Origin of the sequence: Streptomyces sp. NPDC002701, from assembly GCF_042889045.1 — a bacterium.
Classification (GTDB): domain Bacteria; phylum Actinomycetota; class Actinomycetes; order Streptomycetales; family Streptomycetaceae; genus Streptomyces.
In genome coordinates this window covers 486657-500968 of sequence record NZ_JBIAQL010000002.1, presented here as the reverse complement: position 1 = coordinate 500968, position 14312 = coordinate 486657, and the positions used below count along the sequence as shown (strand labels likewise).

General features: G+C 71.5%; 10 protein-coding genes. 6 read left to right on the top strand and 4 right to left on the bottom strand.

Translation table 11 applies throughout. From position 1 onward, the window contains the following. Positions 1 to 56: 56 nt before the first annotated feature. The 4 genes from ACFYXC_RS06550 to ACFYXC_RS06535 all read right to left on the bottom strand — a co-directional run bounded on the left by ACFYXC_RS06550 (position 57) and on the right by ACFYXC_RS06535 (position 6006). Positions 57 to 578, bottom strand: coding sequence for a cupin domain-containing protein (locus ACFYXC_RS06550; RefSeq protein ID WP_389547660.1), 522 nt, complete (start codon positions 576 to 578; stop codon positions 57 to 59). Between the two features lie 112 nt (positions 579 to 690). After that, positions 691 to 3753, bottom strand: a complete 3063-nt coding sequence (locus ACFYXC_RS06545; RefSeq protein WP_389547657.1) for an alpha-mannosidase — start codon at positions 3751 to 3753, stop codon at positions 691 to 693. 86 nt (positions 3754 to 3839) lie between these two features. Beyond that, positions 3840 to 5177, bottom strand: coding sequence for a 6-phospho-beta-glucosidase (locus ACFYXC_RS06540; RefSeq protein ID WP_389547654.1), 1338 nt, complete (start codon positions 5175 to 5177; stop codon positions 3840 to 3842). Between the two features lie 79 nt (positions 5178 to 5256). Then, the gene (locus ACFYXC_RS06535; protein ID WP_389547651.1) at positions 5257 to 6006 is read right to left on the bottom strand and encodes a DeoR/GlpR family DNA-binding transcription regulator; all 750 of its coding nucleotides are present in this window, start codon (positions 6004 to 6006) and stop codon (positions 5257 to 5259) included. 156 nt (positions 6007 to 6162) lie between these two features. Between ACFYXC_RS06535 and ACFYXC_RS06530 the strand changes: the two genes are divergently transcribed. From ACFYXC_RS06530 to ACFYXC_RS06505, 6 genes are all read left to right on the top strand, one after another. Continuing rightward, positions 6163 to 7209 (top strand): carbohydrate kinase family protein, encoded by a 1047-nt coding sequence (locus ACFYXC_RS06530; protein WP_389547648.1) that lies wholly within the window; start codon positions 6163 to 6165, stop codon positions 7207 to 7209. Positions 7210 to 7246: 37 nt separating this feature from the next. Beyond that, positions 7247 to 8533, top strand: a complete 1287-nt coding sequence (locus ACFYXC_RS06525; protein ID WP_389547646.1) for an extracellular solute-binding protein — start codon at positions 7247 to 7249, stop codon at positions 8531 to 8533. Then, the gene (locus ACFYXC_RS06520; protein ID WP_388926601.1) at positions 8533 to 9495 is read left to right on the top strand and encodes a carbohydrate ABC transporter permease; all 963 of its coding nucleotides are present in this window, start codon (positions 8533 to 8535) and stop codon (positions 9493 to 9495) included. Before ACFYXC_RS06525 ends, ACFYXC_RS06520 begins: the two co-directional genes overlap by 1 nt. A 14-nt stretch (positions 9496 to 9509) precedes the next feature. Beyond that, positions 9510 to 10409, top strand: coding sequence for a carbohydrate ABC transporter permease (locus ACFYXC_RS06515; RefSeq protein WP_388926605.1), 900 nt, complete (start codon positions 9510 to 9512; stop codon positions 10407 to 10409). Then, positions 10409 to 13342, top strand: a complete 2934-nt coding sequence (locus ACFYXC_RS06510; RefSeq protein WP_389547640.1) for a glycoside hydrolase family 2 TIM barrel-domain containing protein — start codon at positions 10409 to 10411, stop codon at positions 13340 to 13342. Before ACFYXC_RS06515 ends, ACFYXC_RS06510 begins: the two co-directional genes overlap by 1 nt. Before the next feature lie 98 nt (positions 13343 to 13440). Then, positions 13441 to 14268: a PaaX family transcriptional regulator C-terminal domain-containing protein gene (locus ACFYXC_RS06505; RefSeq protein ID WP_389547638.1), complete on the top strand. Its 828-nt coding sequence runs from the start codon at positions 13441 to 13443 to the stop codon at positions 14266 to 14268. Positions 14269 to 14312 lie beyond the last annotated feature (44 nt).

Sequence of the window (14312 nt, the reverse complement as noted above, 5' to 3'; positions counted from 1 at the left end):
GCCAAGGCTTACGAACGCGCGGGCCCGGCACCGTACAGGTGCCGGGCCCGCGCGTCTCAGTTCCGGGCCGCGAGCGCCTCGCGCCATACGGGGCTGTCGACGTAGTGGTTGTCGAACCGCTCGGAGGAGTCCTTGATCTCCTGCGGATCGGCCTCGCCGCGCATCACCCGGCCCAGCAGCCGCAGATAGTCGAAGCGTCCGGCGCCGGGTGTGAACACGAACAGCACGTCCGCCGTCGCGCCGGGCGCGGCGGCGAAGGCGTGCGGGGTGTCCGGCGGTACGACCAGGAAGTCGCCGGCCTCCAGGAGGGTGATCTCCTCGCCCACCAGCACCCGCAGCGACCCGTCGATCACGAAGAACAGTTCGGACGCCTTGGTGTGCAGGTGGGCGGGGGCTCCGAGCGCGCCCCGCGCGAACGTCGACCGGTAGCAGGTGAGCCGCCCGCCCGTGGCGCCGGAGTCCGCGAGCAGCGTCATCACGCTGCTGGGGTCGCTCGTCGTCTCGGCCTCGGCGGCGCGGATGAGGACCGGCTCGAACCGCGCCGTGCGCGAGGTCCCGTACTGCTCGTTCGTCGTCATGACCACGACCCTAGGGAGCCGGCCGACCGGTGACAGGGGGCATTCGACGTCCGGTTCCGTGGGTCAATCCGGTCGCGGACCGCGGCCGGCCCGGTCGGCCGGCCGCGTGTGGTCACCCCTTGCCCACGGCCAGCCGCAGTGTCTGCACCTCGAAGGGACGCAGGGTGACAGGAACACTGTCGCCGTCCGTGCCGACGGTCGACAGCGGGCGTTCCAGCAGGTCGGTGAGTTCGGCGCCGGCCAGCGGGAAGCCGGTGCGCAGGGTGCCCCGCGCCCGGCCGCCGCGCGACTCGTAGACGCGGACGACGACGTCGCCCGAGCTGTCGTCCGCGATCTTGACCGCCTCGACGGTCACGCCCTCGCCGTCCACGGAGACGACCGGTTCGGGGGTGCCCGCCGAGTCGGCCACGCGCAGCGGCAGGTTGAGCGCGTAGCCCTCGGCGACCGCGTCCGCGATGGTCGCGCCCGGCAGCAGCGCGTACGTGAAGCGGTGCCTGCCCTGGTCGGCCCCCGGGTCCGGGATGCGCGGGGCGCGGACCAGGCTGAGCCGGACCGTGGTCGTGGTGCCCCCGTCCTCGCGGACCGTGCGGGAGACGTCGTGGCCGTACGTGGAGTCGTTGATCACCGCGACGCCGTAGCCGGGTTCCGAGAGGTGGACCCAGCGGTGGCCGGAGACCTCGAAGCGGGCCGACTCCCAGCTGGTGTTGGTGTGCGTGGGCCGCTGGATGTGGCCGAACGCGATCTCGGCGGAGGAGTGGGCCGCCCGGATGTCCACCGGGAAGCCCGCCTTGAGGAACTTCTCGGCCTCGTGCCAGTCGATGTCCGTCTCGAAGTCGATACGGGGGCTGCCGGCGCGCAGGCTGATCGTCTGGGTGATGCGCGAGCCGTTGCCGAAGGAGCGCTCGACACGGATCGCCCCGCGCAACGGGTCCTCCTCGACCACGGTCACGGACTCGGCGTCCAGCAGGTCCGTGTAGCGGTTCTTGTAGTGCTTGTCGACGTCCCACGCGTCCCAGTAGTTCGGCAGGTCCGTGTGCAGCCGGAGCAGGTTGCCCCGGTCCGCCAGGACCTCCCGGCCGCCGGCCCGCAGGTCGCGTACGGAGGACAGGGTGCCGTCCTCGGCGAGCTCGACGCGGACCAGCCCGTTGTCGAGGACCCGGCCGGTGACCGTCACCGGCGCGGGCTCCTCACCGGAGCCCGAGCCGGTGCCGAGGGGTGCGCTGCCGTTCGCCGGGACCACGGTGTGGACCAGGGAGCCGTCGGGGGCGCGTACGACCTCACGGCGCTCGACGGGGCTGGTGTTGAAGACGCGGGGGCCGCCCGTGCCGAGCGCGGCGACGGCCTCGGCGGTCAGTTCCTCGACCTCCTTCGCGACGCGCGCGTACTCGGCCTCGGCCTCGCGGTGCACCCAGGCGATGGAGGAGCCCGGCAGGATGTCGTGGAACTGGTGGAGCAGGACCGTCTTCCAGAGCCGGTCGAGCTTCTCCTGCGGATAGGCGTAGCCGGGCGCGTGCAGCGCGGCCGTCGTGGCCCACAACTCGGCCTCACGGAGCCGGTGTTCGCTCCTGCGGTTGCCCTGCTTGGTACGGGCCTGCGAGGTGTAGGTGGCCCTGTGCAGCTCCAGGTAGAGCTCGCCGACCCAGACCGGGGCGTCGGGGTACTCCTCGCGGGCCTTGGCGAAGAAGTCGTCGGGGTGCTCGACGACGACCTTCGGCGAGCCCTCCAGATCGGCGAGCCGGCGGGCCCGTTCCATGATCTCGCGGGTGGGGCCGCCGCCGCCGTCGCCGTGGCCGAAGGGGGCCAGCGAGCGCGTACCGACGCCCTTCTCCCGGTAGTTGCGCGAGGCGAGGGCCATCTCCTCGCCGGTGAAACTGGCGTTGTAGGTGTCGACCGGCGGGAAGTGCGTGAAGATCCGCGTGCCGTCGATGCCCTCCCACCAGAAGGTGTGGTGCGGGAACTTGTTGGTCTGGTTCCAGGAGATCTTCTGGGTGAGGAACCACTCGTTGCCCGCCAGCTTGGCCAGCTGCGGGTAGGACGCGGTGTAGCCGAAGGAGTCCGGGAGCCAGACGCCCTTGGTCTCGACGCCGAAGTGCTCGATGAAGAACCGCTTGCCGTGGACGAGCTGGCGGGCGACGGCCTCGCCGCCGGGCAGGTTGCCGTCGGCCTCCACCCACATGCCGCCGACCGGCGCCCACTGGCCCTTCTTGACCGAGTCCTGGATACGGGCCCAGATCTTCGGGTAGTTGTCGCGCACCCACTCGTACTGCTGGGCCTGCGAGCAGGCGAAGACGAACTCCTCGTACTCGTCGGCGAGCGAGGTGACGTTCGAGAAGGTGCGGGACGTCTTGCGCTTGGTCTCGCGGATCGGCCAGAGCCACGCGGAGTCGATGTGCGCGTGGCCGACGCCGGAGACGATGTGGGCGCTGGCGTGGGCGGGCTTGGCGAGCGCGGGCTTGAGCACGGCCCGTACGGCGGCCGCCGAGCCGGACACGTCGTCGAGGTCCAGCAGGTCCATGGCCCGGTCCAGGGTGTGGGCGATCTCGTGCCGGCGGGGGTCGTGCTCGCCCAGCTCCACCATCAGCTCGCGCAGCACCTGGAGGTCCAGGTCGAGGTGCCAGACCTCCTCGTCGAGGATCGCCAGGTCGGCCCGCCGGAAGGTGTAGAGCGGCTTGTCGCCCGCGGTGCGGACGTCGCCCATGGGTGTGACCTTCGAGAAGTCGTCGGCGAGGATGTCCGGGTTGGACGCCGCCTCGACCAGGTAGTCGACCTGTTCGCCGCCGGTCGCCGGGTCGGCGATCGGTACGTACTGGTTGAGCGGGTTCACCGCCTTCAGAGGGGTGCCGTCCGTGAGGTGCACGAGGGCCTCGGCCTGGTTGCCGGGCCAGTCGCCGACGAACCCCAGGTCGATGACGGCCTCGACGCGCCGGCCCGCCCACTCCGGGGGCACCTGCCCGCGCATCCGGAACCAGGTGGTGCCCCAGGGCGGGCCCCACGGGGTGTCCATCGCGAAGGGCTCGTACGGGGCGGCCTCGGCCTCCTCGAAGGGGACGGGCTCCCCCGGTACCTGCCACGCCGCCACCTCGAAGGGCACGGCGGCGGCGTAGATGGCGGCCTTGACGCGCTGGTCGTGGAGGCGCTGGACGCGCTCCTCGATGCGCCGGCGTTCGTCGTGCATACGGGTCTCCAGGTGGCGGGGATACGGGACGGGGCGGGCTGCCCGATCGGGTCTGCCTGCCGCTGTGGCCTACTTCTCGCCGGCGCTCACTTGAGGTACGCCAGGCCGGGGTGGGCCGCGGTGTAGCCGTTGACCAGGTTGCGGGCGACGTTGACGGAGTCGACGAGCGGGTGCAGCGCGAACGCCTTCACGGCCGTCGCGCGCGAGCCGGACCCGGCGGCGGCGAGGACCTCGCGCTCCACCGCCTTCACCGCGCAGACCAGGCCGGTGGCGTGGTCGGGCAGCGGGGCCACGGCGACCGGGTGCGCGCCGTTGGCGTCGACCAGGCAGGGGACCTCTATGACGGCGTCCGCGTCGAGCACCGAGAGGGTGCCCTGGTTGCGGACGTTGAGGATGAGCGTGGTGCGCTCGTCGCGGGCGATGGCCCGCATCAGGGCGAGCGCCACCTTCTCGTAGCCGCCGGACAGGTCGTCGGCGTCGCGCTCGCCCGCGCCGGCCGTCTCGCGGTTCTCGGACATGTAGGTGGCCTCGCGCTCGGCGCGCGTACGGTCCCAGGCGGTGAGGGCGGCGCTGCCGGGGCGGCTCATCTCCTCGTAGAACCGCGCCTGCTGGTCGCGCAGGAACGCGCCGCGGGTCTTCTCCGCCTGGCTGTAGGCGCGGACGGCCTCGCGGTTGAAGTAGTAGTAGTGCAGGTACTCGTTCGGGATCGCGCCGAGTGACCGCAGCCAGTCGGTGCCGAAGAGCTTGCCCTCCTCGAAGGAGCCGAGGAGGTCGGGGTCGGCGAGCAGCCGCGGGAGTTCGTCGCGTCCGGCGACATGCAGTCCGCGGACCCAGCCGAGGTGGTTGAGGCCGACGTAGTCGATCCATGCCTCGCGCGGGTTCGCGCCCAGCACGCGGGCGATACGGCGGCCGAGGCCCACCGGTGAGTCGCAGATGCCGATGACGCGGTCGCCGAGGTGGCGGGACATGGCCTCGGTGACCAGTCCTGCCGGGTTGGTGAAGTTGATGAGCCAGGCGTCGGGCGCGAGGCGGGCCACCCGCCGGGCGATGTCGACGGCGACGGGCACGGTGCGCAGGCCGTAGGCGATGCCGCCGGCGCCGACGGTCTCCTGGCCGAGGACGCCCTGGTCGAGGGCGACCCGCTCGTCGGCGGCGCGGCCTTCGAGGCCGCCGACCCGGATCGCGGAGAAGACGAAGTCGGCGCCGCGCAGTGCCTCGTCGAGATCCGTGGTGGCGGTCACGGCGGGGGCGTCCGGGACGCCGGCCGCCTGCTCGGCGAGGACCCGGGCGACGGCGGACAGCCGTCCCGCGTCCAGGTCGTGCAGGACGACGTCGGTGACACGGCCCTCGCCGCGGTCCCCGAGGAGCGCCCCGTACACGAGCGGCACGCGGAATCCGCCGCCGCCCAGAATCGTCAGCTTCACGCAACTGCCCTTTCGCTGTTCCTCAGGGCCGTCGGGCCCCCGCGCACGCCGGTCGTGCCTGTCGCGCCCGTCGCCGCGGTCATGTGAGCACCACGCGCACGCCCGCCTCCTCCAGGGCCGCCCGCGTCCCGGCGTCCGCCGGTCCGTTGGTGACGACGACGTCCAGTTCCTCGGGCCCGCAGACCTTCGCCATTCCCGTGCCCGGGAACTTGGCGCGGTCGGCGAGCAGGACGACCCGGTCGGCCGCCCCGATCATGGCGCGCTTCACCGGTACCTCGACGACCGTCGTGTCCATCACCTGCCCGCCCGGCCGCACCCCACTGGTTCCCAGGAACAGCCAGTCCGCATGCAGCTGGCGCAGGTTGTCCTCGGTGAGGAAGCCGACCAGCGAGCGGTACTCGCGGCGGACCATGCCCCCGAGCAGCACGAGTTCTATGGCCTCGTCGTCGACCAGTTCCTCATAGACCACGAGGTTGCTGGTGATCACGGTGAGACGGCGGCCGTGCAGCTGCCGGGCCAGCCGGTAGGCGGTGGTGCCGATGTCGAGCAGCACGGACTGGCCGTCCTCGACGAGTTCCGCCGCGCGCTCGGCTATGGCGTCCTTCTCGGCCACGCGCACCTCGGCCACCTCGGCGAAGGGCTGGTCGCCCTCCTCGGCGACCGCCCCGCCGTGCACCCGGGTGAGCAGGCCCTCCTCCTCCAGCTTGAGCAGGTCACGCCGGACGGTGGCGGGGCTCACGCCGAGCTGCTCCGAGAGGTCGGTCACGGCCGCGGGGCCACCGGAGCGCAGGGCCCGCAGGATGAGTTGATGTCGTCGCTCTGCCAGCACGCGCCGAACAGTACTCGTCATTGCCGATCATTTCTATGCTCACTTCTGCTCGACTCTTGCCAAATCGGCCAGAGACGCGCACGATCCTGTCCACCGCACCACAATTCCGTGCACCTGCGCACCGGAAATGAAGAGTTTTGACGAGAGGATGCGCTCGTGGGTGACGAACGGCCCGACGCGCGGCCCGATGTGCTGCTGACCGGGCTGCTCTTCTACGACCTCGTCCTGACCGGTCTGCGCCGACCGCCGACCCCCGGCGAGGAGATCTGGACCGGGGGGATGGGCACGAGCCCGGGCGGCATCGCGAACCTGGCCGTGGCCGCCGCCCGCTACGGCCTCAGGACCTCCCTGGCCACGGTGTTCGGCGACGACTACTACGGCGCGTACAGCCGGGAGATCCTGGCCGGCCAGGAAGGCGTCGACCTCTCGCTCTCCCGCACCGCGGACGGCTGGCACACCCCGGTCACCGTCTCCCTCGCGTACGGGCACGACCGGGCCCTGGTCACCCACGGCCAGGAGCCGCCGTTCTCGCAGGACGCGCTGATGGGCGACCCGCCCCCCGCGCGCACGGCCCTCGTGCACATCGAGGCCGAGCCCCGCGACTGGCTCGCCAAGGCCGCCGCGAACGGCACCCGGATCTACGCGGACGTGGGCTGGGACCCCAGTGAGCAGTGGTCCCCGGCCCTCCTCGACCAGCTCGCCCTGTGCCACGCCTTCCTCCCGAACGAGGCCGAGGCGATGGCGTACACCCGGACCGACAGCGCGAGCGGCGCGCTGCGCAGGCTCGCCGAGCTGGTGCCGGTGGCCGTGGTGACCCGCGGCGGCGACGGCGCGATCGCCGTCGACCAGAGCACGGGCGAGTACGCGGAGGTGCCCGCCCTCGCCACCGACGTGCTGGACGCGACGGGCGCCGGTGACGTCTTCGGCGCGAGTTTCGTCGCGGCCTCCCTCCAGGGCTGGCCCCTGAAGGAGCGGCTGCGCTTCGCGGTGCTGGCCGCCGGGCTCTCCGTACGCCGGCACGGCGGGGCCCTGGCCGCGCCCGGCTGGTACGGCGTCCACCGGTGGTGGCACTCGCTCGACGATCCCGGGCTGCGGCGCGCGTACGGCTTCCTGGCCGACCGGCTGCCCGCCGATCCCGGCCCACCGGTCCCCCACGCCCCGGTGACCCCACCCGCCCCCCACGGCACCCCCGATCTCCCCTGATGCGAAGACCGAACACTTGTGAAAGGCGGTGGGAGCTGTGCGGCTCTCACGAAGGGGCCTGCTCCGCGCGGGTCTGGCCGGTACGGCCGCGACCGCGCTCGGCGGCCTGGCGTCCGGCTGCGCCGTACCGACCGGCTCCACGGGCCGGAACATGGTGCTGTGGTACTGGAGCGGCGGCCTGAGCGACACCGTCGTCAAGAAGGCCGCGGCGCGTTACGACGACGCTGTCGACCTCAAGGCGATCCAGATCGGCGGCTACTACCGCTCCAAGCTCATCACCACGATGACGGGCCAGGCCCATGTGCCCGACATCGCGGGGCTCAAGGGCGAGGACATGGCGTCGTACCTGCCGAACGCCGACCAGTTCGTGGACCTGCGCACGCTCGGTGCGGAGCGGCTCAAGGGCCGGTACCTGGACTGGAAGTGGGAGCAGGGGGTCGCCCCGGACGGCAGCCTCGTCGGTTTCCCCATCGACGTGGGCCCGGTCGTGCAGTACTACCAGCCTGCCGTCTACGAGAAGGCCGGGCTGGCGCACGAACCGGAGGACGTCTCGAAGGAGATGGGCACCTGGGACCAGTTCTTCGCGGCGGGCGAGCAGCTCAAGAAGCGGGTGCGCGGGGCGTTCATCCTGACCGACATCACCAGCGTCTTCGAGATGTCGATCGGGCAGGGCACCGAGCGGTTCGTCGACCGCGACAAGCACTTCATCGGCGACCAGGAACATGTGCGGGTCTGCTGGGACCGGGCCGTGGAGGCCAAGCGGCGCGGGCTCGCGTCGAGCATCGTGACGGGTACGCCCGACTCCGTCTCGGCCACCGAGAGCGGCGAACTGCCCAGCCAGCTCAACGCCTCCTGGGCGGCGGGCGACCTCAAGCTGCAGTACCCGAGGACCAAGGGCAGGTGGCGGGTCGCGAACTGTCCGGGCGGCCCCTCGAACGTCGGCGGCTCGTTCCTGGCGATCACCAAGGCGTGCCGCGAACCCGAGAAGGCGTTCGAGATCATCACCTGGCTGCTGGGCGCGGACAACCAGGCGCAGGGCTTCATGGACGCGGGACTCTTCCCGTCGACCCCCGCCTCGTACGGGATGAAGAAGCTGCGGGAGCCCGACCCGTTCTTCGGCGGCCAGATCACCATGGACGTCTTCGGTCCCGCCGCGGAGAAGATCCCGGTCGCCTTCAACAGCCCCTACGACGTGGCGCTCGGACAGCCGGTCAGGGACGAGATCAAGAACGTCGGTGTCCTCGGCAAGAACCCCGAGCAGGCATGGAAGGACGCCATGAGCAAGTGCCGGCGCATCGCCGACCACCTGGGGGTGAGCCACTGATGGCCACCGCACCCATGGTCGACAAGCCCCCGGCGCCCGTCACCGGGCCGCCGTCCGCCAACCCCGGGAAGGGGATCCTCAGTCACTGGCGCCTGTACGCCGCCATCTCCCCCTTCTACCTTCTCTTCCTCGCCTTCGGTCTGATCCCGGTCGGCTTCTCGCTCTATCTGTCGTTCCACCGGTGGGACGGCCTCGGCCCGATGGAGTACGCGGGCCTCTCGCAGTACCGCTACCTGGTGACCGACACCGACTTCTGGAGCTCGATCGGCAACACGCTGATCATCTGGGCGCTGGCCACCTTCCCCATGATCTTCCTGGCGATGGTGACGGCCGTGATGCTCAACTCGGCGGTCCGCTTCAAGAACGTCTACCGCTTCGCGTACTTCCTGCCGAACGTCACCTCGGTGGTCGCCGTCGCCATCATCTTCGGCTCGGTGTTCTCCACCAACTTCGGCCTGGTGAACGCCCTGTTGCAGGCCGTCGGCCTCGACCAGGTGGCCTGGCTGAACACCCCGTGGGGCATCAAGGTCGCCATCGCCACCCTGATGACCTGGCAGTGGACCGGATACAACGCGATCATCTTCCTCGCCGGACTCCAGACGATCCCGGGCGAGCTGTACGAGGCGGCGCGGATGGACGGCGCCGGGCCCGTGCAGACCTTCTTCCGGATCACGCTGCCGCTGATGCGGCCCGTGCTGCTGTTCGTGCTCGTCATCTCGACGGTCACCGGACTGCAGAGCTTCTCCGAACCGCAGGTGCTGCTGCAGTCCACCGCCAACGAGTCGACGTTCTCCGGCGGCCCCGACCACGCCGGCCGGACGATGGTCCTCTACTTCTTCCAGCAGACCTTCGACAACAACGACTTCGGTTACGGGGCCGCCGTGGCCTGGGGCATCTTCCTCGTCGTCGTCATCTTCTCGATCATCAACTGGCGCCTGGTGCAGCGCCGGGGCGAAGACTAGGGAGGCCCGTCACCATGGCAACCACCACACAGACCGAGCCCACCCGTACCGAGCCCCCGCGCGCCGAGCCCGGCAGGGGCACGCGCATCCGGGGCACGCGGCGCAGGGGCATCGCGCTGCACCTCTCGCTGCTCTTCGGGGTGCTGCTCTCCGCGTTCCCGTTCTACTGGGCCGTGATCATGTCGACGCACACGTCGACCGACATCTTCTCGTACCCGCCGAAGCTGCTGCCCGGCTCGCACTTCGGTGACAATCTCGGCAAGCTCTTCGACAGCGTCGACTTCTTCGGTTCGATGCTCAACTCGCTGCTCGTCGCCGTCTCGGTGACGTTCCTCGTGCTGTTCTTCGACTCGCTGGCCGCGTTCGTCTTCGCCAAGTTCCGGTTCCCGGGCCGCCGGACGCTGTTCGCGATGATGATGGCGATCTTCATGGTGCCGGCCCAGCTCGCGGCCATCCCGCAGTTCGTGATCATGGCGAAGCTCGGCTGGATCGGTTCGATGACCTCGCTGATCGTGCCGGCCGCCGCGAACGCCTTCGGCATCTTCTGGATGCGGCAGTACATGAAGAGCGCGATCCACGACGAGCTGCTGGACGCGTCGAAGATCGACGGGGCGAGCTTCCTGCGCCAGTACTGGCACGTGGCGCTGCCGGTGGTCCGCCCCGGGCTCGCCTTCCTCGGCATCTTCACGTTCATGGGCCAGTGGAACGACTACGCCTGGCCGCTGATCGCCCTCACCAACCCCGACAACGTGACCCTCCAGGTCGCGCTGTCCCAGCTCAACGGCGTCCACGGCACGACGGACTACGGAATGGTCATGACGGGTGCGGTGCTGGCCCTGATCCCGCTGCTGATCGTCTTCGCGATCGGCGCCAAGCAGATCATCGCCGACCTCGGCAAGGGAGCGATCCGCTGATGCCACGCGACCACCTGCTCTCGCTGCGCCCCTGGGCGTCCCCGGAGATCACCTCCTGGCGGCGGCTGCCGATGAACGCGGTGGACCGGCGCTCCGGCGCGCTCTGTCTGGACGGCTCCTGGCACTTCCGGCTGCTGCCCTCGCCGGACAGCTCCCCGGGCGAGTGGACGGTCACCGACGTGCCCGGCGCGTGGACCATGGACGGCGCCGACGACCCGCCCCAGTACACCAACGTGCGGATGCCGTTCGGCGACTTCCCTCCCGAGTCACCCACCGCGAACCCGACAGGCGTCTACGAGCGGTCCGTGGACATCCCCGCCGAGTGGGCGGGCCGGCGGATCGTCCTCCAGGTCGGCGCGGTCGAGAGCGTGCTCCTCGTCCAGGTGAACGGCACACCGGCCGGCCTGTCCAAGGACTCCCACCTGGCGGCCGAGTTCGACCTCACCGACCTCGTACGCCCCGGGGAGCAGGCCACCGTACGGCTGACGGTCGTCAAGTGGTCCGACGCCTCGCACATCGAGGACCAGGACCAGTGGTGGCAGGCGGGCCTCACCCGCTCGGTTCTGCTGTACGCCACCGATCCGCTGCACCTCGCGGACGTGACCGTGCGCGCCCGGCAGGACGGCCGGCTGCGGGTGGACTGCACGGTACGCGACACGACGGGACCGCTCCCCGAGGGCTGGTACGTCACCGCGGCCCTGGACGGCCAGCTGCTCGCCCAGGACACCGAGTTCGACCGCCGGAACGCACAGGACATGCGGGTGTCGGACTTCCTCGGCGAGGCACGGCTGCGGACCGTCGTACCGGACGTCCGCACGTGGACCGCGGAGACACCCGAGCTGTACGGCCTGGTGGTGCGGCTGCACCGGGCGGACGGTTCGGTCGCGGACGCCTCGCACCACCGGGTCGGGTTCCGTGACGTGGCGATCGTCGGCCGGGACCTGCTGGTCAACGGCGAGCGGATCTTCGTCCGGGGCGTGAACCGGCACGACTTCCATCCGCTGACCGGGCGCACCGTCACGGCCGAGGACATGCGCGCGGACCTGGTCCTCCTCAAGCGGTTCGGCTTCAACGCGGTCCGCACCTCCCACTACCCGAACGACCCGGCGCTGTACGACCTCGCCGACGAACTGGGTCTCTACGTCGTGGACGAGGCGAACATCGAGTCGCACGACCACGCCCACGAGATCGCCGACGACCCCCGCTACCTGCCGGCGTTCGTCGACCGGGTCTCGCGGATGGTGCTGCGGGACAAGAACCACCCGTCCGTGATCATCTGGTCGCTGGGCAACGAGTCCGACTACGGCGCCAACCACGACGCGGCGGCGGGCTGGGTGCGCCGCCACGACCCGACCCGGCCGATCCAGTACGAGGGAGCCGCCAAGCTCGACTGGGCGGACCCGGCGCTCGCCTCGGACATCGCCTGCCCGATGTACGCGCCGATCGAGGACTGCGTCGCGCACGCCCTGTCCGGGAGGCAGACCAAGCCGCTCATCCAGTGCGAGTACTCGCACGCCATGGGCAACAGCAACGGCACGCTGGCCGACACCTGGGCCGCCATCGAGTCCACCCCGGGCCTTCAGGGCGGCTTCATCTGGGAGTTCTGGGACCACGGCATCCTCCAGCGGGTGAACGACGGACGACCGGCCGGCCGGGGTGGCGCGGGCCTGTACGACAGCGGTGTCACCGCGCCCGGTCACCGCTGGGCGTACGGCGGCGACTTCGGCGAGGCGGTCCACGACGGGGCGTTCATCGCCGACGGCGTGGTGTTCCCCGACCGGACCCCCAAGCCCGTGATGTACGAGCACCGCGAGATCGCCGGTCCGGTACGCCTGACGTACGACGACGGGGTGCTGCGGATCCACAACCGGCAGCACTTCCGGGGGCTGCGATGGCTGGCCGCCGAATGGCGTCTCGTGCAGGCCGACGGCACGGCGCGCAGCGCACCGGCCGCGCTGCCCGACGTCCTGCCGGGCGGGTCGGCCGAGGTGCCGCTGCCGTTCCCGCTTCCCGAGCCCGCCGCCGGTGAGGTCTGGCTGACGCTGCGGGTCACGACCGCGGACGACGAGGCATGGGCACCGCTCGGCACGGAGGTGTGTGTGCCGCAGGTCCTGCTGAGCCCCGCGGTCGCCGGCGCGCCGCCGCGGCCCGCCTCCGGACCCGCCGTCACGCTGGACGAGGACGCGCTGCTGGTCCATCCGCTGCTGACGTCCGCACCGGTGCTCTCGCTGTGGCGGGCGCCCACCGACAACGACGAGCTGGGCGGCATGGCGGCCCGCTGGCACGACTGGGGGCTCGACGCGCCCGCCCGCACGGTACGCAAGGTCGTGGACGTACGCGAGGAGGGCTCCCGGGTCGTCGTGCTCAGCGAGTACGCGACCGGTGCCGGGCCCGTGCGCCACGAGCAGGTGTTCACCCCGGTGACCGGCGGTGTCCGGGTCGAGGAGCGCGCCGAACTGCCGGCCGGGCTCGACGACGTGGCGAGGGTCGGCACGGTCTTCGAGACGGTCCCCGGACTCGATGTCCTGGACTGGTACGGGCAGGGCCCCTGGGAGTCGTACCCGGACCGGAGCGCGGGCGCGTTCGTCGGGCACCACTCCCTGCCCGTGGACGAGCTGTTCACGCCGTACCTGCGACCGCAGGAGAGCGGTGGGCGGCACGGTGTGCGCCGGTTCACGCTGTCGGCCCCGGACGCCACGGGTCTCGCCGTGGAGCTCGGGGCGCCCGCGCAGGTCTCGGTCAACCGGTACCGGGCGCAGGACCTGGCCGCCGCCGCGCACCACGACGAGCTGGTGCCGCGGCCCGGCTGCGTGGTCCACCTCGACGCGGCGCACCGCGGGCTCGGTACGGCGTCCTGCGGGCCCGACACCTCCGCCGGGTACCTCGTGGCGCCGGGCACCCACCGGTGGGAGTGGACGCTGCGCGTGCTCTGAGTCCCGACGACCACCGACAGGGTGGGCCGTGGCTGCGCGCGTCGTTCCGCGCGCCCCTGAGGGCGCGGGGGGGTGTCGTGGGGCGTACCGTGAGGTGGGTGACCGGTGACGAGGTGCTGCGGCCGCAGTCCCTCATGTTGTCGTTCCTGGGTGACCAGGTGCTCGGCCGGGACGTCTGTGTGTACTCGGGGAGTGTCATCGACGTCTTCGGGCGGGCGGGCGTCGGCGAGCAGGCGACCCGCTCGACCCTCACGCGCATGGTCGGCCGCGGTCTGCTGCGGCGGCAGCGCGAGGGACGCCGGATGTACTTCGGCCTGACCGGGCGTTCCGAGGCCGTGCTGCGGGACGGCGAGCAGCGGATCTGGGAGGAGGGTGCCGTCAACCGCCAGTGGGACGGCACCTGGACACTGCTCGGCTTCTCGCTGCCCGAGTCCTGGCAGCGGCAACGCCACGACCTGCGGGCGCGGTTGACGTGGAGCGGCTTCGGCCCGCTGTACGGCGGGCTGTGGATCGCGCCGGGCGAGACCGATGTCTCCGGACTCGTCGCCGAACTCGGCCTGTCCGCGCACGTGAAGATCTTCCGTGCCCACGCGGACGCCGGCATGGACATCGGCGCGATGATCGAGGAGACCTGGGGACTGGCCGAACTCGCCGCGCGCCACGAGGCGTTCGCGGTCCGCTGGCAGCCCTGGGAGACGGCGGAGCCCGCGGCCGACGAGGCGCTCGCGCTGCGGCTGCGCCTGTCGACCGAGTGGCTGCAGGTGGTCCGGCGGGACCCCCGCCTCCCGGTCAAGCACCTGCCGGACGACTGGCCCGCCGCCCAGGCCGAGAGAACCTTCCGGACGGTCTACACCCGCCTGACCCCCCTCGCCCAGGAGGCCGCGGACCGCCTCCTCGACCTGGTCCCCGTGCGACCGCCCCTCTAGGGGGCGCGGGAAAGCACGCGACCGGTCACGCGGGGCCTGACCTA